The organism is Mesorhizobium sp. CNPSo 4684 (assembly GCF_057784315.1).
Window position 1 is genome coordinate 35,406 of sequence record NZ_JBWLUX010000035.1, and the last position, 23,527, is coordinate 58,932.

Below are 23,527 nucleotides of genomic sequence, written 5' to 3' on the forward strand. Positions count from 1 at the left end.
CAACCTGCTGAGGCTGGCCGCACCGAAAGGTAACGAGCTACCTCAAAATAACTTGACCGGACCGACGCAAGATCTCTGGCGAGCGACCAGCCGACCGTAAACCCGCCGTTGCCGGCTTTGTCATGTCTGGCTGATCCAGATCAAGGCTATCTTCTCATCGGCGTGGTTTGGTCGCCGACCTTTCAAGGGAGAACGCCATGTCTAACAGACAGTTTGGTCGTCAGCATCAGCGAACCGTCGACTTGCGAATGTCACTTGTTGGCTGCCGATCTCCCTGGCTGGACGTATCCAAGGGCCGGTTCTATCAGCCATGTTCCCGGCTGCCCGGAGTAATCGGTCCCCAGTATCCAACGCAGATGGCTGACGCGATGGCGGCGCGCTGATGGCCGGCTGCGTCGACAGTTTCGACATCATTGTGGCCGGAGCCGGGCCGATCGGACTTTCCTTCGCCGCATCGTTGGCAAAGAGCGATCTCAAAGTGGCAGTGGTCGAACAGCAGGCCCTGGAAAGGCTGGCGAATCCGCCTTTCGATGGTCGCGAGATCGCGCTGACCTACGCCTCGATCAGGATCCTTCAAGAGCTCGGCGCCTGGGATGCGATCTCCGCTTCGCACAAATCCCCCGTGCAAGGCGCCCGCGTGCTCAACGGATCGAGCCCTTTCGCTCTGTGTTTCGATCCTCCAAGAGGGTCTGCAGAACCACTCGGATTTCTCGTCCCGAATTGTCGGATCCGCGATGCCCTGTTCAAGATCATCCGCCTGCACGATCATGCCCAGCTGCTATGCGGCCACTCGGTCGTCGGTGTAACAAACAGCCACAAAGGAGCGGTCGTACAGCTTTCTGACGGGAGGCGGTTGACGGCTCGGCTTCTGGTTGCGGCGGATTCGCGTCTGTCGCGCACGCGCGACCTGCTCGGCATTGCCGCCGACATCAATCGGCTAGGCAGCTCGATGCTGATTTGCCGGGTGAGGCACGAGCGTGCTCATAACCAGGTCGCAATCGAATGGTTCGATCACCATCAGACGATAGCGATGTTGCCGCTGATGAAAGGCTTGTCCTCGCTGCTTCTCACATTGCCCTCAAAAGAGGCCGATAGACTTGTTGCTTTCGACGACGATCTGTTCGTGACGGAATTGACGGACCGCTGTCGAGGGCGCCTCGGAAAAATGACCCTGGCCAGCACACGCCATTGCTATCCGCTGGTCACGACGTGGGCGCACAGGTTTTGGGCTCACAGCGCTGCACTCATCGGCGACGCTGCCATTGGCATGCACCCGGTGACTGCGCATGGCTTCAACATTGGCCTCGGCGGCCAAAAGCAACTCGCCCGTAGAATCCTGGCAGCCCGTCACGACCGACGTGACATTGGCGATCCCGGCATGCTCCACAGATATGAAAGCTGCCTACGCCTCTCGGCTACACCGCTCTATCATGCTACCAATCTTCTCGTCGGACTCTACTCGGGCGAACACGCGGCAGCACGGCTTGCAAGACATGCCGGCCTTCGCCTTGCCCAGTATTTTCCCTTTGTGCGCCACGGCATTTCGGCCATGCTGAGGCGGTGAAACAGAGGCGTGGGAATGGTAAGGCCTCTCCAAACGCTGCCGAAAATACGCCAATCTGCACCGCCCTTGAGCGGCTGAAACCTAAAGCAAAAATCTACAAGGTTGCTGACCGTGAATGGCATGTACGTCTGCGTCATGCCCCGTGGCGCGATCGCGCGCGCAGCTCGACGCGGCCGCAGTCTGTCTCGAGGGTCTGGTGGGCCCCTTTGGAACCCTGTTCCTCAAAATTACTCTAAATAAATCAACACCTTAATCTATTGTTGGACCCGATGTTGGAACCGTCGGAACAATCTTTGCAACGTGTTGCACCTCTAAGCAACTATCTGCCTCAGATGCGCGAGCGTGAGCAATGGATCCGCCTCGCCTCTTCATCGCAATCTCGGCTTCTAGGGTAGCGAAGATCGGCGCGTAGATAGCGTCTCCCGCCAGAACCTTCGCCACCGTTTCAAGGGCGGCCTTGAACGGGCTCAGCGCGAGCCGTAGGAAGGATTTACATCGCCTAAATGTTAGAGGCACCCGACAGGAGCGCTTTTGCGATGGTATTCGTTGTTCGGAGGTCACCATCTTGTTCACAGAATAACCAATTCCCTGAGACGTTAGCCTCTAAAAAAGTGAAGACCCCATCGGCACTGAGGATAAGGTCGCACGCGGCGAAGCGAAGCTGCATTGCCGACACGAGGTTGACCAAGCCTTGAGTCACATCGTTCGGAAGCTCTATGGGCTGGACCCGAGAAATCTCATTTAACCGAAAGTCGACATTCACAGCGTCGCCTTGAAGAAGCGCGTAGGCGAGAACGTTCGTGTCCACAACAATGGCACGGACATCGAAAACCTTTTCCACTTTGGCCTGAATAAGGCTCGGAGTGTCGTCCATCTTGAGCGTAGGCAACGTTTCGAGTCGTAGCTCTTGGGTATATGGTGCCAAAAAATTGGATGAGGGGATTGGACGTTCAAAGTAAAACTCATTCCCTATCAACGCGAGACTAGCATCCGAAATTGACTTGATCACCAATGACGGATGGCCTTTAGAAAACTCAATTATATCCTGCACTGATCCCGAAACTATCTGCTCCGGCGTTTGCAATCCAAGCCGTGCGGCAATGTGCGTTTGGTAAAGCTTGCAATCGGCTCGGGCTTCATGCCACGGATCGTTTATCCAAATCCGACTGTCTAAACATCGGAAGGCCGAAAGTGCTGCTTGAAGACGTTCGGTCAGTGCAAATCGCTCAATGTCCGGTAGTTCCCTACTAACAGTCAGCCTGTCCAACGCATAGCGACAAAAAACTGATCGCACCTGATGTGTGGAAAGTACCCGACCATCGGGCCATTCCAAAACAGCACGTTCCGGACTTAGCCACCTAAGTGTAGGCACGCCATCGTCTTCACTTGGATCGAAGAAGAAGGTCGGAACACCTAGTTCGCCCAACCTCGTGCACACCGCTGTGACATGCGCATCTTCCGTCAAACCAATTAGGAGAACCGTATCTAGATCACTTCCCAGCACGCTTGTCCATCTTAGCAGGGATGTACTTGGATGGTAGATATTTGCCATTACTGTTGTACCCGCCCGGACGCGTTTTACCTGGCGTCATCGTCGAAGTCGGGGGAGTTCTGGACAGAGCCGCGAATAGCGTGCGAGGATCGGACTCTGCGTCATCGTTCTGCGATTGTGGAAGGTCCATTTCCGGATAGAGATTATCTGGGTACGCTGACAAGAAAAAGGTAACCAATGGACGTTTTTCGTGAGCATTCAATTGTGACATGACTTCCCCCTCCCACGAACATAGCAATATCGTCGCCGCCAAGTTTGTCAATCGACCCATGACTTAAAAAAGACGAACAAGGCGGCTCCTCTCGACGTCTATGCCGTCGCTCGCTTGGCAAGCCTCGCCAGCGTTGAACGGGAACACCCTGTGGCAGAGGTGTTCCAACTTTGCCCGCCTTTGAGCCTCGGGGCGACCCCGGTATTTGCCTTCATCCCTAGCCTTTGCGATGCCCTGCAACTGTCTGCGCCGTCTGTCGTCATAGTCTTTCCGTGCAATCGCTGCGATCATGTCGAGCATCATGTTGTTGATTGCGTCCGCCATACGGGATGTGAACTCGTCGGCATTCTCGGATGCCACCCCCCAAGTGTCGGAAGGTCCAGGGCGACAACCTTAATACGTCGATCTCTAATCACGCCCTTTAGCTTGTTCCAATCTGCGCTATTCAACCTGCTGAGCCGATCCACCTGTTCGATCAACAGAATGTCTCCCAGACGCGCTGGAAGCCTGCGAGTTTTTCGAGATTCCTGAGGCCGAGGCACGGGAGACGATCCGGACAATGGCGCAGCGTATTTCGGATGGATGGCGAGAAGCTCTGCGCCAGGTGGGTCTCTCGGGCGCGCTGGCCCGCGACTATGAGCCAGCCTTCGTCAATGACCAGATAGCGACATTGATCGAAATGTAATTATATCTGACGGGTTATGGCGCATTATCTGTCAGATATGGCGATAACCCGTGAGGGTTGATACAAAACGGTATCAAAGACACTTGGAATGGCCGGCTGCCCGAAGCATCAGATGCTTTGGCGACGCATGCCAAGATCGACCACGCATTTGCCGATGACCACACGCCGTGATGGACCATCGGTGAGATAGGTGCTCTTCGCCGACACTTGCGTCGTAAGCCCGAGCGCGTTTGCGGCGCGCGTGCCCGCTATCTGAACCTGCGACCCGGTCTCGCGCGCCAAAGCATGCGTGACGTCGTCGGGAGCCGGCGAGAGTTGATCGAGCTGCGGGTGAACCTTCGGGAAATCGTGGAGACCTCGCGCGAGCCGACGCAACTTGTCGGCCTTGACCAGCCTGGACCGGGCCTGGTCGACCGTCGCGCGCGCCGCAACGTCAAGCAAGTCGTTGGGTGTGTAGACGCCGCCGCGAACCGGCTGCCCGGGCACGCTTCATAATTCAACCTGGAACTAATGCGACGACTGTGTGTGCCGCAGGGATGACGCGTGACAAAACCTCTGATAATATCGCGATCAATTAGAGGATTTGTCACATGCCATCGGGGCAACATCCGCAAAAGGCGAAGCTCAGAAGCCTGCTCAATGCGCGCAGCATGATGCATGCGCATGAACTGCGTGAGGCTGGCATCAGCGCGCAAACGATCGCGCGCGCGGTCGAGAGCGGTGAAATCGAGCGAATCTCACGCGGAGTTTATCAGAAGCCTGACGCGGAAGTCGAAGAGAACCAGATCCTTGCTGAAGCTATCATGCGCGCGCCCAAAGGCGTGATCGCTCTGGTGTCGGCGCTCGCCTTCCACGGACTGACCGACCAGATGCCGCGGCGCGTTTGGATGGCGATCGGGACGAGCGATTGGGCACCCGTGCAGTCCTATCCCCCGCTGCGTATGGTCCGCTTCACGGAGCCATATCTGCGACAGGGCATCGAACATCATGCAATCGCCGGCCTTGACGTCCCGATCTATTCGATCCCGAAGACCCTTGCCGACCTGTTCCGAAATCCCAAACTGGTCGACCGATCAGTCGCTGTAGAAGGCTTGCGCGCTGCTCTCCAGCAACGCAAGGCAACTCCGAGCGCAATCGCCCAGGCCGCGAAGGCCGGCGGCGCCTGGAAGGTGATGCAACCCTATCTAGAGGCGCTCACCTCCAATGGCTAAAGCACCAACTAACATGGCGAAGTCGGTCAAGGACCGGCTGCTCAGTATGGCCCGCAAAGAAGGTCGCGCATTCGACGTCCTGCTGGTGCGGTTCGCGCTCGAACGGCTACTCTATCGCCTGTCGATCTCAGCGCATAGGGACCGCTTCGTCCTGAAAGGCGGCATGCTGGTCACGGTCTGGGTGGCCGACGACAATCGGGTGACGCGGGATGCGGACTTTCTCGGACATGGGCGCGCCGATCCTGACCGCCTGATCGCCGACTTCGGGGAGATCATGGCGATCGAGAGTGACGATGGCCTCGCCTTCGATATCGGCGCGCTCGCTGCGACGGTTATTCGAGAAGAGATGGAATATGGCGGCGTTCGCCTCAAAACCGCAGCCTATCTCGAAAGGACGCGCATTCCCGTCACCATCGACATCGGTTTCGGAGACGCTATGGCCGATGCGACGCAGCGGCTCGACTATCCGACCTTGCTGGATTTTCCCACTCCGCAGGTTCGTTCCTATCCGCCTGCCACCGTGATCGCCGAGAAATTCCAGGCGATGGTGGCGCTTGGCGTTCTCAACGGACGCATGAAGGATTATTACGACCTGTGGGCGATCCCGCGCGCGATCGACATTTCCGCTGAAAACCTGGATGTGGCTATCCGCGCGACGTTCGAGCGCCGGCGGACGCCAATCCCGAAAGAACGCCCACCAGGCCTATCGGCCGAGATGTTTGGCGACGAAGGGAAGCAGCGGCAATGGCGCGCTTACGCCGCATCGCTCGAACTCGACGCTGTTTCGCTGGAATCGATCATCGAAGGGGTTTGGGAGTTGGTCGGCCCGTCATGCGCGCGGATCGTAGCAAGAAATGAGAATGAGGCATGACCGAGGGCGTCGTCATCATTGACGTCTGGGACGTCGAAACCTTCGACAGCGAGTTGCGCGGCGACCTCGACGCCCACACCGATGTCATCCGCGACTACATGCTCGCGTCGCGCCGCCAATGGCTGGAGCGTGAAGCCTCCGATCGCATCATGCCCTATCCCGAGAATCCTTACGCGGGCGAGTTCATGTGGGTGAAGGAGCATATTATGCGGCTAATGGAAGTCCGCACGATCCGCGCTTGGCACTATACCCGCCTGACCGACGCGGAAGTCGACGTTCTTGGACAGGGCGGCATTTATCCATCTAGGCTCGACACCATCCGATCACGCTTCGCGGCGCAAGTCGCTGCTGGCGCATTCAGCCAAGAGGTCGCAGATCGCTTGTTCGCCGACAGCCCGTACCAAAGCGATCAGCTCGACTCCCGCTCCGACAAGTTCTGGATGATCTCGCATCCCGTCGACGTCGAATACGGCGGCGTTGAATTGCTCCTCGAGAGCTGGGGCGGCGAGTCAGCCTATTTCTGGCAGCGAGATGCGGCACTTAAGGACATGCTGAAGCAGATCGGTCGGCCGCGTGTCCTGGAGATTGCCATGCCGCTCGTCCATTCCCGCCATGGTTACTCGGCGGCTGAGGCCGTCGTTGCCACTTATGGCCGATTGCTCGGCTGCCGGCCGGACAAACATGCGTTCGACCTCTACACTCATCAGCCGCTCGGTCCTGAGCATGTCCTCGCCGTTCATAGCGAAGGCGAGCCCAATTTCGGCGTCATGGCTCGGGGCTACCCGGCCGGCTTCGTCGACGTGAACCTCGGCCGGTGGGACGAGGAATGAGCGGAGCGGACACTGCCCCCGACGCGATAGCCTTCCTGCGCGGGATCGCCGGAGAACTCGCTGAGATCCACGAGGCAGCGACTATTCACTCTGGCGCGGCGAGGCGAAACACCGCGTCGATCATTATCTCTGCGGCGCGGAGCCGTTCTCCGATTTCGCGACGTGTTGGGTGTTCAAACGGCGGCGGCTCTGGGGTCCGGGGCCGCTTCAATGAATGGCGATCGACCGGCTCGTCGAAAAATGGCACCGGAAGATATCGTCGCACTTTTTATGGACAAAGTAGCGCGGAATGCCGCGGTCTACGAGGATGTTTCGCCGGTGCTTGGTATCGAAATCAACGAGCCCTGTGAACTCGGCGATCGTGTTCGCCTTGTGCGGCCGACGGCCTAAATCTTCAGTGCGTTCGACTACCCTTGGCGATATTCCTGGCCGAGCATACTCACCGGATCGAGCCTGGGGCGCCACCGATGAAATCCGCGGCGGATAGCGTCCGCGCCGCATCTCTCGGCAGACCCGATCTTCTAACCCGATCTTCTAAAAAGACGCCATTTTGGTGCGGCAATCCCTCAATGGATCATGCTGCACAACTCGTAGCTGCGTCATCGTGGTCACCCTGTAGAAGCCGGCCTGACCTCCCGACCGACGGGTCGATAACGATGATCGCCTCTGGAGAATAGTTCTCGTTGTCGAGCGTGGCGGTCTCCACAGACTTGCCGTGCTCTACCCTTTGCCAATGGCCGGCGCGCGGCCGGGCGATCTCAAACGCATCGCAGGCCCGCGCTACATGCTGGTCCCTGACGCCATACAGCCTTGCGATCTCGGTCATCGGCTTCGACCAGACCAGCTCATGAAGCTCGGCGCGTGTCATTCTCAGCACGTGTCTTCCTCTCGTATCAATCATCAGTAATGCCAGCCTGCCTGCCGCATGTTTACAGGCTCCCGGGCCGTACCTGCACGACGTGAAGATTTTGTGGATACGCTCGGCTGGCGCCATCCCCGCCCTGGGTCTAACGCCCCACTATGGCGCGGCTCCCGTAGCCGCACAAGTCGCCGAAGCATTTGAGGTTCGGCATTTCCTCTGTGTCGTAAATTTTGCAATCCGAATTGCTGATGACGTTTGTACGGTGGGCACTTGCCGCCCGCAGGGTCGGCAACGATATCACTGCCGCAAGGGGGCCGGGCCTCCCGCTGATGAAGCTCGGCATGCATTGCTTGCAAGAGACGGGCGGGTGGGCGCCTGCGCGCCTGAAGGCGCGCACCGGGTGCTCGTAAACCGAGCCCGCTTTGCGGTCTCGGCCATTAAGGCTTCGCCCCCTGGCGCGGACAGCCCTTGCGGGCTGTGACGGTCGCCGCCCTTTGGGCGGCGCTGTCTTTTGGGTTGGCCTTCCCGGCGGCGCGGTGTGGGCGGCTCTCCCTTCTAGGCCCGCCGCGGCGGCCCGCAACCCTTCCGCTCGCGCTCCGGGTCCTCCACTGGCGTTCCGGTCCTGCGGATGCAGGCCGCCTCTGACGGCGGGCCTTTCCGGTCGTTTTTCGCCGCCCACCCCGCTTTCCGGGGAAGGGCGCAGCGAGATTGGCGAGCGGAGAAAAGTCATGCGCAGAAACGGCAAACGCAGCGCTAGCGGAGAAGTGCTGGCCAGGAAGGGCGAGGCCCCGAGGGCCAGCCTTTACTCGGAAATCACTGACCGCATCATCGCCGATCTGGAGCGCGGTTCGGTGCCTTGGGTGAAGCCTTGGGACAAGGCGAAAGCCTTCCTTGGACTGCCGAAGAATGCCGCCACAGGGCGGACCTATTCCGGCATCAACATCCTGATCCTGTGGGGCGCGGTGATCGAGCGCGGCTATCCCGGCCAGAACTGGCTCACCTTCCGGCAGGCGCTTTCGCTTGGCGGCAATGTTCGCAAGGGCGAACACGGCACCACCATCGTTCACGCCGATCGCTTCATCCCGAAGACCGAGAAGGAGCGCGCGAGGGAAGAAGACACCGAACCGCAGGCGGTGCCCTTCCTCAAACGCTTCACCGTCTTCAATGTCGCGCAATGCGAGGGCCTGCCCGAAGAGTTTTACAGCCAGCCCGAGCCGCTGGCCGAGCGCCAGATCATCCCCCAGGCCGAGGCCCTCATTCGGGCCAGCGGTGCCGATATCCGCATCGGCGGCGACCGAGCATTCTACATGCCCGCCGCCGACTATGTGCAGCTGCCGCCGCAGCCCGCATTCTTCGAACAGGTCAATTATTACCGCACCGCTCTGCATGAGCTGGGCCACTGGACCGGGCACCCGACGCGGCTTGCGCGTGATTTCTCCGGCTCGTTTGGCACCAAGGCCTACGCCCGCGAGGAATTGGTCGCCGAGATCACGGCCGCCTTCACCTGCTCTAGCCTCGGCATCGAGCCGACAGTGCGCCATGCCGATTATATCGCCTCATGGCTTGCCGTGCTGCGCGAGGACAACCGCGCCATTTTCCGCGCCGCCAGCCTTGCCTCGAAAGCCGCCGATTTCCTGCTGGCGTTTCAGCCCGATGCGCAAAGCAAGCGGCTGGAAGGGATCGCTGCATGAGCGGCCGCGATCGCGTTCCGCTGCACAGCGAGCCGACGCCGGCAGCAGCCGCTCGATATCGGCCTCTTCGATGACGCCAGACGCAACCAGCCCGACCTGTTTTGAAAAGGAGTTTTGCCATGATCCTGATCACCCACGATTTGCGCGCCCACCTGCTCGCCAATGGCGCGGCCGAGGTCGAAACCGACCATGTCCCGGTCGTGAAGTTGTTCAATCCGGTCGGCGCGGCGACCTGGCTTCTGACCGAACTCGACGCCGACGGCGATACGCTGTTCGGCCTTTGCGATCTCGGCTTCGGCTTTCCCGAACTTGGCAGCGTCAGCCTTGCCGAACTGCAAGCGACCAAGGGCCCGCTCGGCCTCGGCATCGAGCGCGACCTCTACTTCAAGCCCCGATTTCCGCTCTCGGTCTTTGCCGAGGCCGCGCGGATTGCCGGCCACATCACCGAGGCCGAGCAACTTTTGCGGCAGGCCGCCGCCGCGCTTTCCCTTCCAGAGCTTCCGCCCGATCGGGCGGAATGACCGCGCCCTGAGGCGCAAAACCAGCCCGTGCCGCTCGGCCTCCGGCCTCGCGGCGGGGGCTATTTCCCCCGAAAGAAAAGGAGAGTTAGCCATGCAGCTTGCCCATGTTTCCATCGACCAGTTGAGTGTGTCGGCGCTCAACATGCGCCATGCCAAACGCGCGCCCGACATTTCCGATATCCTGCCGTCCGTTCGCGCGCGCGGCGTGCTGGTGCCGCTGCTCGTCCGGCCCAACGGCACGCCCGACACCTTCGAAATCGTCGCCGGGCGGCGGCGCTTCTTCGCGGCCAAGACGGTCGCCGACGAGCGCGGCGAGGCCGATCCGCTACCATGCGCCATCATGGAAGACGGCGATGACGCCGACGCGCTGGAGGCCTCGCTCATCGAAAACATCGCCCGCCTCGACCCCGACGAAGTCTCGCAATGGGAAACCTTCACCCGTCTCATCAGGGAGGGGCGCGGCATTGCCGATATCGCCGCAACCTTTGGGCTGACCGAGCCTCAGGTGAAGCGCATTCTGGCCCTTGGCGATCTGTTGCCCAAAATCCGCGAAGCCTATCGCCGCGAGGAGATCGACACCGAGACGGTGCGTCATCTCACCATGGCCTCGAAAGCGCAGCAGAAGGATTGGCTGTCGCTCTATGCCGATCCCGAGCAACGCGCGCCGCGCGGATGGCAGTTGAAGCAGTGGTTGTTCGGCGGCCAGTCGATCTCGACCAAGGTGGCGCTGTTCCCAACCGAGGACTATCCCGGCCTCATCGTGTCGGACCTGTTCGGCGAGGACAGTTTTTTTGCCGATGCGGACCTGTTCTGGCAAAAGCAGAACGAGGCGATTTGCGCCAGGCGCGAGGCCTATCTGGAGGCCGGTTGGGCGGAAGTGGTGCTGCTCGACCCCGGCCAGTATTTCCACTCGTGGGACTACGAAAAAACGCCGAAAAAGAAGGGCGGCAAGGTCCTCATCACCGTCTCGCAACGCGGCGAGGTCGAGTGTCACGAAGGCTATTTGTCGCGCAAGGAAGCGCGCCACGCCCGCGCGAGTGGCGAGGCGACGGAGGAAGCCGAGGCACCGGCCAAGCCGTCGCGACCCGAGCTATCCGGCCCGCTGCAGAACTATGTCGATCTGCATCGCCATGCCGCCGTGCGCGCCGCCTTGCTGGACCATCCAGGCGTCGCGCTGCGCCTGATGGTGGCGCATGCCATTGCCGGGTCGAGCCTGTGGACGGTGCGCGTCGAGCCACAGCGCGCCGCCAACGCGGCGATTGCCGAAAGCGTTGCGGCATGCAGCGCCGAGGCCGCTTTCGTCGCCAAACGTCGCGAGGTACTGGCATTGCTTGGCACGGTGGACGAGGACGGCACGGTCGCCGGCGGCCACGGTGATGATTTCGCACTTGCCAGCGTCTTCGCCCGGCTGCTGGCGCTGTCCGACGACGATGTCGCGCGCGTTCTGGCCCTCGTCATGGCAGAGACGCTTGGCAATGGCAGCGCCATCATCGAGGCGCTCGGCAATCACCTTGGCCTCGACCTGCGCACCTGTTGGCAGCCGGACGATGCCTTCTTCGACCTGCTGCGCGACCGGGAAGTCGCCAACGCAATGCTCGCCGAGGTGGGCGGCAGTCACGTCGCCGAAGGCAATTCTTCGGAGAAGGTGAAGACGCAAAAGAAGATCATTCGCGACTTCCTGTCAGGCGAGAACGAGAGGCAGAAGGTTGACGGCTGGCTGCCGCGCTGGATGGCCTTCCCGGTGTCCTGCTACACGGATCGCAGCGGTTTGCGCACCGCCGACCAGTGGGCAAAGATTAAGCCGCTGTTCGTGTCGCAATGATCCTGGCCAATTCGGGCGGCGGCGACTTGAACGCCGCCGCTTGGTCCACCTGCCGGGGCGACATTGGGTCTCGAGTCCAGTGCCAGAGCCTTCGCGCCGCCCCGGTTTTTTCAGCCGCGCGCACCGGCCGACCAACTTCCGCAAACACCCGGCCCGATTGGCAATTTGGCGCTTTCTGCCGGAGCACGATTGTCGTTGTCACGGCACCGGAGCGTCTGCTGTCCTGTCCTCGCCTTGACCTTTGCCTGTTACGGCGACCGCGTCTAGAGGCCGTCTCTTCGGCTCTCGCCAGGACCATTCCCCTGCCGCTGGCTTGATGACCTATGGGCGGATCCGGCCCGCCCGAAACCCTCGGCCGTCAGCTTTTTTCCCCGCCGCCTGCGGCGGCTCCTCGCGCCGCTTACGCTTCAAAAAAGCTGCCCGCTCGGGTCCTCCGCTGCCGCTGCGGCCCTTACGGGTTCGGGCGGGCCGGACGCGCCCATCACGGTCAGCCATCGCAGGGGAATGGTCCCCGGCGACAAGCAAAAAGGAGACTAACATGACCGCGATCGGATACGTCACCAAGCAGGACAATGGCGGTTACAAGGGCCAGCTCAAGACGCTCAGCGTCCGCGCCGACATCGCCATCGTGCCCAACCAGTCAAAGAGCGCCGACACCCATCCCGACTTTAGGGTGCTGACGCAAGGCGTCGAGGTCGGCGCCGGCTGGATCAAAACCGGCGAAGCATCCGGCAAGGACTATGTAAGCCTGTCGATCGCCGCCCCCGAGTTCGGCCCGCGCAAACTCTACGCCAATCTCGGCCGGGCCGCCGGCCAGGATGATGACGACACCTACGCCATCATCTGGAACCCGGCCGACTGACCGGCCGCTCCGAAAGCCTCGCGCCGGAAACGGCGCGGGGCCGCCTTCAGGGGGCGGCGAAAACTCACGACCCGATTCTTCGCCCATCCCGCGAGCGCTCCCGCTCGCCGATCCTCGCATCCTTCCTTCCGAAACCGATGCGAGGACGGTCACGGACGACGAAAACGAACGCGCAGCCCGCGCCAGAAGGGCAGGCCGTTCCTCAACCTCGATGAGGAGCGCGGGAACCAGGTCATCTCGAACTCAGATGGCCACGATATAAACACTGCATTTGACTCAGAGACCAGATGCGCCTGATGCTCGAATGAAAGAAGCGGAGGTGACACCAGATTGTTATGGAGCGCCAAAAACAACGCACTACGTGACATCCTGGTTCGTCGCTGAACGCACTCCGCTCTGAGCGGATAAAAAAACAAGGGAACAAGATCAGCTCCTAATTGGATTGCAGACATTTCATGCAAATGAGATCGTCTCTTATCGCAATGTTGCCGATGAAGTCTCGTTAGGGGCACTTCGGCGCAATCGCAATGTATCGCTGCAATTGATGGTCTAGAATACTGAAAAATATGTGCGCGCAACCGCGCGAGCTACGTCACAGCCGAATTGGAGCCGATGGTCCTTGGGGGAGCAGCATAACTGGCGGATGGTGTTCCCGTAGGCGCGCTGTCAGTGATCCATGTTCTCCCTTTCTTGTTCAGAGCCATAAGTTAGAACCGCGAGATTGCCGATAATCGCGGCATCCGGAAGCGACGCATCGCGGTCCTTCAAACTCCATGTCTTCAACGCTCTTTCGGCGGCTTGCTGAGGGAATTCTACTGGGAAATGCCAATGTCCGGGTCGAGTGATCTTGGGGATGAAAGGCGCCACACCGAGCTTTCAAGCTTTGTCATGAGGGAAGTGCAGCGCATTCTTGCCCAATGCGATGAGGCGAGGCAGGGCGACAAGCCAGCTGTTGCCCCTTCGGGTTCTCCTTCCGGCGATTTGACCGCGGTGGCTGCCGAATTTCTTGGTAGGCTCGAGGCGGAAGCCGCGCGACGGCTAAATGCCCAGGCGTGTGAGATCGCTTCGCGACCCCGGCCAGCCGATCATCCGCTCGCGCATCCGGTTCAGAAAGATTGCCCGAGAGAAGGAGCCCGCGTTGCGGAGTGGGCCGGTCCGGTTGCGGGCTCGACGCATCTCGAGAGACGTTTTGGAATACCGCGGTCGACGCTGCATTGGTGGCAGCGGCATAATGATGTGGTTGCGTTTCGGCGAGGCTCCCGCAAGCATGTATTTCCCCTGGCTCAGTTCATCGACGGCAGGCCTGTGCCCGGAATCAGGCAGGTCCTTTCCTCGATCTCCGAACCCAGATTGGCTTGGCTGTGGCTGATCAGCCCATCGCCTCTTCTCGAGGGTCGCGTTCCTATCGAATTGCTCAGAGAAGGTATGAACGCAGAAATGGTCGCATCCGCCGCCCAGGCTGTTTCTCTGATCGGATCTATCTGACGATTGGCCGGGATGTTGGTGGCTGTTTACGCACATTCCATACGCGCCCAAACAGCCGATGTACCAATTGTGCGGTTTGTACAAATGTATAGTTGTCCAATTTGTCCAAGTAATATTGGGTATTTAGTGATAATAATGCAACGGATACTTCTATATGTGGTTGGCAAATCAGATTTTAACTTGCACTAATCCGTTCGGTGGATAGCGTTCGATCCGGGAAGGATGCATCGCGATGCGCATCTTTTTCGATCGTGGGGACAGGGAGCGGTTCGTCCATCGACGTCCTCGCCCCTTTCAAATCAAATGGAGATCAAGCATGAACATCAAGAGCCTTCTTCTCGGCTCAGCTGCGGCTCTGATCGCAGTTTCCGGCGCCCGCGCCGCCGACGCGGTGACCGTCGCCGAGCCGGAACCGGCTGAATACGTCAAGATCTGCGACGTCTACGGCTCGGGGTACTTCTACATCCCCGGCACCGAGACCTGCCTGCGCATCGGCGGCTATGTCCGCTACGACATCGGCGTCGGCGACGTTGGGTCCTACGACGGGGCGCGGACCCACGACGTCCAAGACGGCAGCGACCAGGGCACCTGGCGCAAGAACGCTCGCTTTGACCTAAGGACTTGGACCGGCCAGGAAACCGAACTCGGTACTTTGAAGACATACACCGAGACCAAATTCAATTTCGGTAACCGCAACGCCTATTCGGGTCCCGACAGTCCCCAAAACTATGCCTTCAACAAGGGCATCACACTGAACTTCGCCTGGATCCAGCTTGGCGGCCTGCGCGTCGGCAAGGACGAATCGGCCTTCGATACGTTCATCGGCTATGCCGGCAACGTCATCAACGATACGCTCGTTCCCTATGGCGATTTCGACACCAACGTCGTCCAGTACTACTTCGACGCCGGCAATGGCTTCTCCGCCGTGGTGTCGCTCGAAGAGGGTTCTGGCGTCGTCGGCACGATCGACAGCTACGTTCCGCATGTCGTCGGCGGCGTGAAGTACACGCAGGGCTGGGGCGCCATCAGCGGCGTCGTGGCCTACGACAGCAACTACGAAGAGGTAGCCGGCAAGGTCCGCTTGGATGTGAACGCCACCAACGAACTGTCGCTGTTCATTATGGCTGGCTATGGGACCGACGACAACCTAACCGATGGGACCTACGCTATTCCTGCCGGCGGCCGCGGCTTTTACAAGCAGTGGGGTGGCAACTGGGCCGTCTGGGGCGGCGGCACCTACAAGTTCAACGAGAAGACCTCTTTCAACCTTCAGGCAGCGTATGACGAGTGGAAGAACCTCGGCATTGCCGCCAATGTCGCCTACGATATCGTTCCTGGTCTGACGATCACGGCCGAAGTCGACTATCTCCACGCTGGCAAGTTCGGGGATGTGGACTTCTCTAACTGGACCAATGCCGACAAGAAGAACAGCATCGGCGGCCTGCTCCGCTTCCAGCGCTCGTTCTGAGGATTGAAGAGCACGTTGCCGCGTGCGAAGCGGACCTGGGAGCCGGCCTCTAATTTGCCGCTCAACCATGGTGGTGAGGCTTGAAGGGTCGTCGGGCGAATTGCTTGACTTCCTACCCAAGCATTTCGTCGATGAGAAGGGCGCCCCGTTCCCGGGCGCCCTTTTCAAACTTATCGATCGGGGGTTTGGCCGTAACCATTCGCCCGGGGCCGCAGTGACTTGATTTCGGGCGAGGGTTTTTGCGGTTGGTTTCGTCGGCGCGTAGCTCCGAGCGACGATATGCCAAAGTTTGTCGATGCCGTCTTCTGTGAAGACGACGATGGGTTGCTTAGAGCGCCGAGCATTCTGACTGAATTCAAGGGATCGCGGAAAGCGAGATTTGAATATCACATAGGGGAAAATTGTTTGTCTGCAGAGCGATACCGTGGCTTGGGATTTCCACAGTCATTCCTCATTCTTTGATTGCTGAAGCGGATGATGGACATTGTTGCCGGAGAACCGAATGACGTGCGAATGAAAAATGTCGACGGCCAATGGATGGTTCAGGTCGTCGAAAATGGCAATGTAACTCGGCATTTATTCAACGCTCAAGCCGTTGCCGAGAGCTACGCCGAATTCCAGCGAATTCGGCTCGGCCTGCCTGGAAAGCCACCAATTTGGGAGGAGAACCCGGTGGATGAGCGCCCTGGGCGCGAAATATCTGACTTCATCATCAACGATGTTCTCGACCTCGCCGAGTACTCTGATCGCGGCATTGTCACTACCCTGGTTGATACATGCGGCGTTCGCCTTCGTCTCCACCTCACAGCCGTGACGTCAGAATTGCTTTGCGAGCGAATTGCCAACGCCCTGGAGCGCCGGTACGGGCAATAGCGAGCTAAGCTAGACTGCTTGCGTGGACCGACAAGCCCAAGCGGCGGTGCGTTCGCGTGTCACCGCTTGGCGATTTTTCCAGGCCACCGGCTCCCATTCGACCATCTGTCCAGTCCAAATCGCGCGGAATCCGGGCGCCATTCTGCGCTATTTCGACAGCCCCGGACCACGCCGACCCGCTTGCCGAGGCGCTCTATGTGCATAGGCATGGCTGCCTCTGGTGACGGTGTCTGAACCTCCGCAACGCCACATTCCGCCACGCCGCTTGGCTGTCGTGCCGGTCCATCGCGCGGCCAGTCTCCTCTGGGCGGATCCGAACCGATTACGTCACGAAGCAGGAAAACGGCGGCTATAAGGGCCCGCTCAAGACGCTCAGCGTCCGCGCCGACATCGCCATCGTGCCCAATCAGGTAAAGACAACCACCCCGACTTCCGGGTGCTGACGCAAGGCGTCGAGGTTGGCGCCGGCTGGGTCCGGACCGCGAGGCTCCGGCAAGGAGTATGTGAGCCTGTCGATCGCAGCGCCCGAGTTCGGCCCGCGAAAGCTTTACGCTAATCTCGACCGCGCCGCCGGCCAGGATAACGACGACACCTACGTTATCATCTGGAACCCGTCCGACCGTCCGACTGATGCGAAAGCCCCGCCCCGCGGCCGGAGCGGGGCTTCTTCAATCGCTCTCGAGCCGCCTTATGGGCGGCGAAAACTCCCACCCGACTCTTCGCCCGTCCCGTGAGGGCTCCCGCTCGCCGATCCTACGCCTCCGTCTGAAGCCGACGAAACGAGGATCATTATGGACGACGAAAACCAACGCGCCGCCCGCGCCAAGAAGGGCAGCCCGTTCCTCAACACCGCGCAGGCCGCCTTCTATGTCGGGCTGTCCCAGCGCACCTTGGAAAAGATGCGGCTCACCGGCGCCGGCCCGCAATTTAGAAAGCACGGCCGCTTCGTCCGCTACCACATCGACGAGCTCGACGCCTGGTCGAAAGGCCAGCCGCATGCCGCGCACTCCGTCGCTGACCGGGCCGGTTCCGCCAACACAAAAGACGGAGGCCGCTCATGATCGCGCGGCCTTCTGTCACTCTTATCGGCAGCCGTTTGCGGCGCGTTCGCGCCCGCAAGGCGCTTGCCACCGCAGCCGTCGCCCTTGTCCTGATTGGCTTCACCGTATTCGCCAGCCCGTCGCCTTTACTGGTGTGGAACGCCTCGGCCAGCGCGCCGGTCGGGCTCTATGGGCTTGGCTTCGGCGCGCCGCGCAGGGGCGATTTCGTGCTTGTCCGCCTGCCGAAAATGGTCGCCGCGCTTGCCGACCAGCGCGGTTATCTGCCTCGCAACGTGCCGCTGGTGAAGCACGTCGCAGCCCTGCCGCGCGAGCATGTCTGCGCCTTCAATGACGTCATCATCATCGGCGGCCAGATTGTCGCCCGCCGCGTTCCAACCGACGAGCAAGGCAGAACCTTGCCGTGGTGGAACGAATGCCGCGCGCTTGGGCCCGACGAGATCTTCCTGATCAATGGCGAGGCTCCCGGCTCCTTCGACAGCCGCTATTTCGGGCCGGTGCCGGCAGCAAAAATAATCGGGAGGGTCGTGCCGCTATGGACCGAGTGACCCTCCTGATCTTGGGCATGGTGTCGATCGCACCATGCGCCTGTTCCGCCGCGACCGGCGCGCAGCCGGCCGTTCTCTCCCAAGGTCCGCAACTTGCAAAATGGCGGCCCTTTGTAGTCGAAGCAAGCCGCCGCTTCGGCGTTCCACAGGCTTGGATTTATGCCGTCATGGACGCCGAAAGTCGTGGCCAGACGACGCTACATGGGCACCCAATCACCTCGCGGGCGGGCGCCATCGGGCTGATGCAGGTGATGCCAGAAACCTATGCGGAGCTGCGCGGCGAGCTTGGCCTGGGTGCTGATCCGCACGACCCGCGCGACAATATTCTGGCCGGCACCGCCTATCTCAGCGCCATGTATGACCGCTTCGGCTTCCCCGGCCTGTTCGCCGCCTACAATGCTGGACCGGAGCGTTACGAGGCCCATGTGCAGCGCGGACGGCCGCTGCCGAAAGAGACGGTTTTGTACCTGCAAAAGCTAAAAGCCGCAGGGGTTTCTGCGGCCGACATGGACGTGTTCAAGGGCCATCATCCTCGTCCTCTAAAGGTGCCGAGAATCCGCTCCGGGCAAGAGTTGTTTTTCCTGAAAGACGGCGTGTCCGCGAGCGGTTCGCGCGGCGGGATTCTGGTGCCGCTGGGATCCCAGCGAGCTGGATCGGCGCGGCCGGGCAGCAAGTAGGGCAGGGGGCGCTTCCCGGTCGGGCGGGCGGCCGGGAGGCGAATTAGCGGGGGGGCCGCGGAAGGCAAGATAAAGACACCGCCTCCGCGAGGCGGCAAAGTGTTTGTCTGCACATCGTTTTTCCCGGAGGCCGTCTCCTGAGTCAGGAGAGCTGATCGGCGCAACTCACTCATTCAGCTCAAGATTAACCGGAGGCTATGATGCCAGATGATGAATTCCGTCCGAGTCTGGGTAAGATCGGCTCGCGCGGCTCGAAGGCAGGCAAACGCTTCGTCGGCCAGCTCCGCGCCGCAATCAATCGCGCCGGCGGCAGGACTGGCCGTGGCCGCCGCTTCACCGGCAGTCGCACAGGGCGCGGCGGGGCGGCTGCCGCGGTGCTGAAATCGCGCGATCGCCATGCCGCCTTTCGCCAGCGGCGGGTGGTCGTCAAGGCGCGGATCGTGAAGCTGGCCGGCAAGGGTGGTGACGGGGCGCGCGCGCATCTGCGCTATCTCCAGCGCGACGGCGTCACGCGGGAGGGCGAGCCGGGTGAGCTTTATGGCGCCGACAGCGACCGGGTAAGTGGCAAAGACTTCCTCGATCGTGCCGCTGGCGACCGGCATCAGTTCCGCTTCATCGTCGCCCCGGAAGATGGGATCGAGTATGACGACCTCAAGCCACTGACTCGGCGGTTGATGGCCCAGATGGAAGGGGATCTCGGGACGAAACTCGACTGGGTTGCCGTCGACCATTTCAACACCGGCCACCCGCACACGCATATCATCGTCCGTGGCAAGGACGATCGCGGCGACAATCTCGTCATCACGCGCGACTACATCTCTTCTGGCCTGCGCGAGCGCGCGGCCGAGTTGGTCAGCCTGGATCTTGGTCCCCGCACCGACCGCGAGATTGAAGAGCGCCTGCGCCAGGAGATGGAGCAGGAGCGGTTCACCAGCATCGACCGACAGCTGCTGCGCATGCGCGACGAGGACGGACATGTTTCGCCGGCCGGCCGCGACGCCTTTCGCCAGACGCTTCATCAGGGACGTCTGCGCAAGCTTGAGCGGATGGGCTTGGCCAAGGAGGCGAGCTCGGGCTGCTGGCGCCTCGATGCCGAGCTTGAGGTGATGCTGCGCGGGGTCGGCGAGCGCGGCGACATCATCAAGACCATGCATCGCGAGTTGACCGGCAAGGGTCTCGCCCGCAGTCCTGCTGATTACGTCGTCCATGGTCGACCCGAAACGCCGATCGCAACTATTGTCGGTCGCGTGGTCGCGTGCGGTCTGGCCGACGAGATCAGCGATCGGCACTACCTCATCGTCGACGGTGTGGATGGGAAAAGCCATTACGTCGATATCGGCAAGGGAGGGGCGACGGAGCCGACGCCCCATGGCTGCATCGTGCGTGTCACGTCGAGGAACACCGGGCCTAAGCAAGTCGATCGCACGATCGCCGACATCGCCGCTGACCATGGTGGTCGCTACTCGATCGACATTCACCTCAAGCATGATCCCTCCGCCACCGATCGCTTTGCCGAAACCCATGTGCGGCGGCTGGAGGCAATCCGCCGAGCGACCGGCGGCGTGGAGCGCGAGCCGAACGGGACATGGCTCATCGCGCCAGATCACCTCAACCGTGTCGCTGAGTATGAGCGCCAGCGGGCGAGGGCCGAGCCTGTCGTCGTCGACAAGCTCTCGTCAATGCAGCTGGAGCGACAGGTCGGTTTTGACGGCGCCACCTGGATCGACGGCGCGCTGGCCTCCGAGGAGCCCGAGGCTTTGCGCAACTCCGGCTTCGGCCGTGAGGTGCGGGAGGCGCAAGCCCGCCGACGGCAGTGGCTGATCGCGCAAGGCCTTGCGCATGAAGAGCAGGACCGGATCGTCTATCGCGCCAACATGATTTCGATCCTGCGCCAGCGCGAGCTGAACCGTGTCGCCGGCCAGCTGTCGGATCAGCTCGGTCTCCCGTATTCTGAAGCGCGGCCTGGAGATCGAATACAAGGCACGCTGCGCCGATCCGTCGAGCTCGCCAGCGGCAAGTACGCTGTCATCGAGAAGTCGCGAGAATTCACGCTGGTGCCATGGCGACCAGTGCTTGAGCGGCACATGGGCAAGGACGTCACCGGTGTCGTGCGCGGCGAGGGAGTTTCCTGGACGATCGGACGGCAAAGGAGCGGACCAAGCGTGTCATAGAAGCGCCCAGCATTGTCGTCGTCGAAACCGTGCCGCGAGATGCCGAGGTCGTGCTACTGCGTCCAGCCATGCGCGATCCATCGGGGCAGAGCGAATTGGACAGCGAGTCGGTCGGCGGTGGTGTCAAGCGCCACACCCACTCGGTCGAAGAACCAGTTGCCCCGGCGCTCAACATATTCTGCCCACTTTATCTGCTGCGCCTCGACCTCGAGAGCGGTCGATCGGAGTGCGGTGGTTGCGAGCGCCGCCTTGGACGTGCCGACCTCGGCCTGACCGGCCAAGACATAGCGCTCAGGTTTGAGAGTTCGATCGGTTCGTGATCGATTACATGCAAGCGACCCAAGAGACCGGATTGCCTCGCTAAGGCCCAAAGCGAGCCATGGCCTATCGCGCCCAGCCCAACGAGGTGCGCTTCGCAAAGATCGACGGCGAAGTCAATTAGGGCGGCATCGCCGGCTTTGTTGTAGCTATACAACGAGAGGTCGATGTCCTCGCCCACTCTCCGCCGGTCAACTGGGCGGCGAAGATGGTTCGAAAAACGTTGGCGGCAGCAAAGCAGCCTGCGGCGCCAGCTCCATAGGGCAGCAAACTCGAGCCAGAGCCGACCGGGTCCGTTCGTGACAGCTTTGCCGCCCAACCGCCCGATCCCATGAAAACGGTCGGGCACCGGAGTGGTGGGTGCGTCACCCCTGCAACTACGCAGACCGTGGCAGACTTGCCGGAACGCCGGATGCCAACTTTTGGATTGATCGACTTTGCCAAGCGCTCCAGCGCTTGGGCTTGAGAGCTCGCCGCGCTGTCCAACAGGAGCACCGCCAGAACCGGATAGAAGCGAGCAACCTCACAGTAAGGTCCAGCGTACGGCTTCTAGCGACTTTTGAGCGAGCCCTGTATCCGGCATCGAGGTGGCAACTGTGATCCGACGCAGTCGGCAATTTGTCGTATATCGCTCGACTGCTAATGCAGACTCCATCTGTGTGCCGTCCATTGGATTCTATTTGTTGTAGTTGCCTTTGCTTCCGGCTGTGCATAGAACGCGGTGGGATTGGGTGCCGATAGTTGGGTTGCGGGGCAGGTCGTGGGGTCGAAATTCGAGAAGCTGAACAGGCTGCGCGAATCTTTGCGCGAGTCTAACCATGATTTCCGAGCAAGCACCCAGCTGTTCAGCAGTTTGGACGTCGCGAAGATCGATCGCGATATGGATCTTGCTGGCCGCGGAAAGCAGCGCGGCGAGGCGAATCAGCCCCCAAAGGCCGCTAAGACGCTGGACGATGTCGAACATGCCATCGTCGAACGAGTCGAAGATGAGAAGAAGTCCTCACATCATACTATCGAGGACAACCTCCAACTCCTCAGCGGGCGCCTTGCGAGCCTCGATTTCGAAGAGCAGTTCGGCCTGATCCGTCAGGCAAATGCGGCCAGTGTCTCTGACTTCAAGGCTTCGGTCGCTATCGGCCTCGATGAACTCCACGGATTGAGGAGGGCTCTCAACGACGCCGAGAAGGAGAACGTCTGGTTTAAGCAGAAGCACGGTCTGGTTCGCGCGGCGCGGGTGCAGCACGGAGCAGCTCACATTTTCCGCGTGTCGTTACTGGTGTTCCTTTTTCTGATCGAGACAGCGATGAACGGCAACTTTCTTGCCAAGGGAAATGAGCAGGGTTTTTTTGGGGGCATCCTGGAGGCCGCGGCATTCTCGTTCATCAATATCGGCGCCGCTCTGCTTCTGGCGGTTTTCTGCGCTCGCCTGGTCACGCACCGGTCGCTTTTCGTGAAGCTAATCGGCACTCTCTCAATCCTGCTCTACGTCGGTCTGGCCGTGACCATAAACCTTGCGCTGGCTCACTACCGCGAGGTGAGCGGCTCGCTCGCAGACGGTGCCGGTGCGGAGGTCATCCGAAGTATGCTCGCCAATCCAACGGGCCTCGACGACGTGAAGTCGTGGTTGCTGTTTGCGATCGGGCTGATGTTCTCAATTTTCGCGTTTATCGATGGCTGGTTCGTCCTCGATCCCTATCCCGGCTACGCGGGCGTTGAAAATCGACTGGTCGCCAGGCGAGAGGATTACATCGATCGCAAGAAGGAGTTGATCGAGGAACTGCAGGACGTTCGCGACGACCACAACGAAAAGGTCGAGGAGATCGTCAAGGAGCTCGGCAGTCGCCGCAGAGAGCACCGCGCGATTGTTGAGCATCGATCGAGGCTTCTGGCGCTCTTTGCGCAGCATCAGGATCAATTGGAGCGGGCCTGTAACCAGCTGCTCTCCAAGTACAGGGAAGCCAACATCCAGGCCAGGACGGAGCCCGCGCCCAAGCATTTCGCAGCGCCTTACAAGCTGGAGCGTATCAAACCCCATGTCTCGGGCGAGGGGGAGTGGAGCGAAGGAGACGTCGGTGCATCGATCCGCCAGGCGCAGGAGGAGCTCAACGCTCAAGTTCGCCTCATTGGCCAAGAATGCGAGCGAGGGATCGAGCAGTACCGGGATCTAGACAAGCTCCATCCCGACGGTGTGAGCAATGGCTAGGCGGTCTCGTAGGAAGAGGAAGGGCCAAGCCGGCCCGATCGTCG

22 protein-coding genes and 2 pseudogenes are annotated in these 23,527 nt (G+C 60.8%); 20 read left to right on the forward strand and 4 right to left on the reverse strand.

Annotation, left to right across the window (positions count from 1 at the left end; genetic code table 11):
• Positions 1 to 382 precede the first annotated feature (382 nt).
• Entirely contained in the window at positions 383 to 1,564 is a 1,182-nt protein-coding gene (gene ubiM / locus AC04SG_RS26830; RefSeq protein WP_488553502.1) for a 5-demethoxyubiquinol-8 5-hydroxylase UbiM, read from the forward strand.
• Between the two features lie 499 nt (positions 1,565 to 2,063).
• Here ubiM and AC04SG_RS26835 read toward each other — a convergent pair whose 3' ends face one another.
• On the reverse strand, positions 2,064 to 3,116 hold the full coding sequence (locus AC04SG_RS26835; RefSeq protein ID WP_488553503.1) for an ATP-grasp domain-containing protein: 1,053 nt from the start codon (positions 3,114 to 3,116) through the stop codon (positions 2,064 to 2,066).
• A gap of 770 nt (positions 3,117 to 3,886) precedes the next feature.
• On the opposite strand from AC04SG_RS26835, the gene AC04SG_RS26840 reads away from it, so the two are divergent.
• The gene (locus AC04SG_RS26840) at positions 3,887 to 4,012 is read left to right on the forward strand and encodes a hypothetical protein (RefSeq protein ID WP_488553504.1); all 126 of its coding nucleotides are present in this window, start codon (positions 3,887 to 3,889) and stop codon (positions 4,010 to 4,012) included.
• A gap of 106 nt (positions 4,013 to 4,118) precedes the next feature.
• On the opposite strand, the pseudogene AC04SG_RS26845 reads toward AC04SG_RS26840, so the two are convergent.
• Positions 4,119 to 4,505, reverse strand: a pseudogene (locus AC04SG_RS26845) (DUF6088 family protein); the annotation flags it as partial.
• A 97-nt stretch (positions 4,506 to 4,602) separates the two neighbouring features.
• Between AC04SG_RS26845 and AC04SG_RS26850 the strand changes: the two are divergent.
• The 4 genes from AC04SG_RS26850 to AC04SG_RS26865 all read left to right on the forward strand — a co-directional run bounded on the left by AC04SG_RS26850 (position 4,603) and on the right by AC04SG_RS26865 (position 7,314).
• Positions 4,603 to 5,223: a type IV toxin-antitoxin system AbiEi family antitoxin domain-containing protein gene (locus AC04SG_RS26850; RefSeq protein ID WP_488553505.1), complete on the forward strand. Its 621-nt coding sequence runs from the start codon at positions 4,603 to 4,605 to the stop codon at positions 5,221 to 5,223.
• Positions 5,216 to 6,094 carry a nucleotidyl transferase AbiEii/AbiGii toxin family protein gene (locus AC04SG_RS26855; RefSeq protein WP_488553506.1) on the forward strand — a complete coding sequence of 293 codons (879 nt, stop codon included), beginning with the start codon at positions 5,216 to 5,218 and terminating at the stop codon, positions 6,092 to 6,094. The genes AC04SG_RS26850 and AC04SG_RS26855 overlap by 8 nt, the downstream gene beginning before the upstream one ends.
• Complete coding sequence (locus AC04SG_RS26860; protein ID WP_488553507.1) at positions 6,091 to 6,924, forward strand: hypothetical protein; 834 nt, start codon at positions 6,091 to 6,093, stop codon at positions 6,922 to 6,924. The genes AC04SG_RS26855 and AC04SG_RS26860 overlap by 4 nt, the downstream gene beginning before the upstream one ends.
• A gap of 210 nt (positions 6,925 to 7,134) precedes the next feature.
• The gene (locus AC04SG_RS26865; RefSeq protein WP_488553508.1) at positions 7,135 to 7,314 is read left to right on the forward strand and encodes a hypothetical protein; all 180 of its coding nucleotides are present in this window, start codon (positions 7,135 to 7,137) and stop codon (positions 7,312 to 7,314) included.
• A 184-nt stretch (positions 7,315 to 7,498) separates the two neighbouring features.
• Here the strand turns inward: AC04SG_RS26865 and AC04SG_RS26870 are convergent, their stop codons facing one another.
• Complete coding sequence (locus AC04SG_RS26870) at positions 7,499 to 7,801, reverse strand: hypothetical protein (RefSeq protein ID WP_488553509.1); 303 nt, start codon at positions 7,799 to 7,801, stop codon at positions 7,499 to 7,501.
• Positions 7,802 to 8,514: 713 nt separating this feature from the next.
• Here AC04SG_RS26870 and AC04SG_RS26875 point away from each other — a divergent pair.
• From AC04SG_RS26875 to AC04SG_RS26935, 13 genes and pseudogenes are all read left to right on the forward strand, one after another.
• Positions 8,515 to 9,477 (forward strand): ArdC family protein, encoded by a 963-nt coding sequence (locus AC04SG_RS26875; protein ID WP_488553510.1) that lies wholly within the window; start codon positions 8,515 to 8,517, stop codon positions 9,475 to 9,477.
• 119 nt (positions 9,478 to 9,596) lie between these two features.
• On the forward strand, positions 9,597 to 9,998 hold the full coding sequence (locus AC04SG_RS26880) for a DUF2958 domain-containing protein (RefSeq protein WP_488553511.1): 402 nt from the start codon (positions 9,597 to 9,599) through the stop codon (positions 9,996 to 9,998).
• 91 nt (positions 9,999 to 10,089) lie between these two features.
• Entirely contained in the window at positions 10,090 to 11,820 is a 1,731-nt protein-coding gene (locus tag AC04SG_RS26885; RefSeq protein WP_488553512.1) for a ParB/RepB/Spo0J family partition protein, read from the forward strand.
• Positions 11,821 to 12,358: 538 nt separating this feature from the next.
• On the forward strand, positions 12,359 to 12,682 hold the full coding sequence (locus AC04SG_RS26890; protein WP_488553513.1) for a DUF736 domain-containing protein: 324 nt from the start codon (positions 12,359 to 12,361) through the stop codon (positions 12,680 to 12,682).
• A gap of 828 nt (positions 12,683 to 13,510) precedes the next feature.
• Positions 13,511 to 14,167 carry an antitoxin Xre/MbcA/ParS-like domain-containing protein gene (locus AC04SG_RS26895; RefSeq protein ID WP_488553514.1) on the forward strand — a complete coding sequence of 219 codons (657 nt, stop codon included), beginning with the start codon at positions 13,511 to 13,513 and terminating at the stop codon, positions 14,165 to 14,167.
• Positions 14,168 to 14,483: 316 nt separating this feature from the next.
• A complete protein-coding gene (locus tag AC04SG_RS26900) occupies positions 14,484 to 15,635 on the forward strand; it encodes a porin (RefSeq protein WP_488553515.1) in 1,152 nt (383 codons plus the stop codon).
• Between the two features lie 477 nt (positions 15,636 to 16,112).
• Entirely contained in the window at positions 16,113 to 16,508 is a 396-nt protein-coding gene (locus AC04SG_RS26905; protein ID WP_488553516.1) for a hypothetical protein, read from the forward strand.
• Positions 16,509 to 16,819: 311 nt separating this feature from the next.
• Positions 16,820 to 17,128 (forward strand): annotated as a pseudogene (locus tag AC04SG_RS26910) (DUF736 domain-containing protein); the annotation flags it as partial.
• A gap of 171 nt (positions 17,129 to 17,299) precedes the next feature.
• The gene (locus tag AC04SG_RS26915) at positions 17,300 to 17,569 is read left to right on the forward strand and encodes a helix-turn-helix transcriptional regulator (RefSeq protein ID WP_488553517.1); all 270 of its coding nucleotides are present in this window, start codon (positions 17,300 to 17,302) and stop codon (positions 17,567 to 17,569) included.
• Positions 17,566 to 18,114, forward strand: a complete 549-nt coding sequence (locus AC04SG_RS26920) for a S26 family signal peptidase (RefSeq protein ID WP_488553518.1) — start codon at positions 17,566 to 17,568, stop codon at positions 18,112 to 18,114. Before AC04SG_RS26915 ends, AC04SG_RS26920 begins: the two co-directional genes overlap by 4 nt.
• Positions 18,102 to 18,791, forward strand: coding sequence for a lytic transglycosylase domain-containing protein (locus tag AC04SG_RS26925; protein ID WP_488553519.1), 690 nt, complete (start codon positions 18,102 to 18,104; stop codon positions 18,789 to 18,791). Before AC04SG_RS26920 ends, AC04SG_RS26925 begins: the two co-directional genes overlap by 13 nt.
• 200 nt (positions 18,792 to 18,991) lie before the next feature.
• A complete protein-coding gene (rlxS, locus tag AC04SG_RS26930) occupies positions 18,992 to 20,962 on the forward strand; it encodes a relaxase/mobilization nuclease RlxS (RefSeq protein ID WP_488553520.1) in 1,971 nt (656 codons plus the stop codon).
• Positions 20,963 to 21,012: 50 nt separating this feature from the next.
• Positions 21,013 to 21,282, forward strand: coding sequence for a hypothetical protein (locus AC04SG_RS26935; RefSeq protein WP_488553521.1), 270 nt, complete (start codon positions 21,013 to 21,015; stop codon positions 21,280 to 21,282).
• A 118-nt stretch (positions 21,283 to 21,400) separates the two neighbouring features.
• Here the strand turns inward: AC04SG_RS26935 and AC04SG_RS26940 are convergent, their stop codons facing one another.
• Positions 21,401 to 21,775, reverse strand: coding sequence for an E2 ligase fold family C protein (locus tag AC04SG_RS26940; protein ID WP_488553522.1), 375 nt, complete (start codon positions 21,773 to 21,775; stop codon positions 21,401 to 21,403).
• A 265-nt stretch (positions 21,776 to 22,040) separates the two neighbouring features.
• On the opposite strand from AC04SG_RS26940, the gene AC04SG_RS26945 reads away from it, so the two are divergent.
• Positions 22,041 to 23,483, forward strand: coding sequence for a hypothetical protein (locus AC04SG_RS26945; RefSeq protein ID WP_488553523.1), 1,443 nt, complete (start codon positions 22,041 to 22,043; stop codon positions 23,481 to 23,483).
• Positions 23,484 to 23,527: the final 44 nt, after the last annotated feature.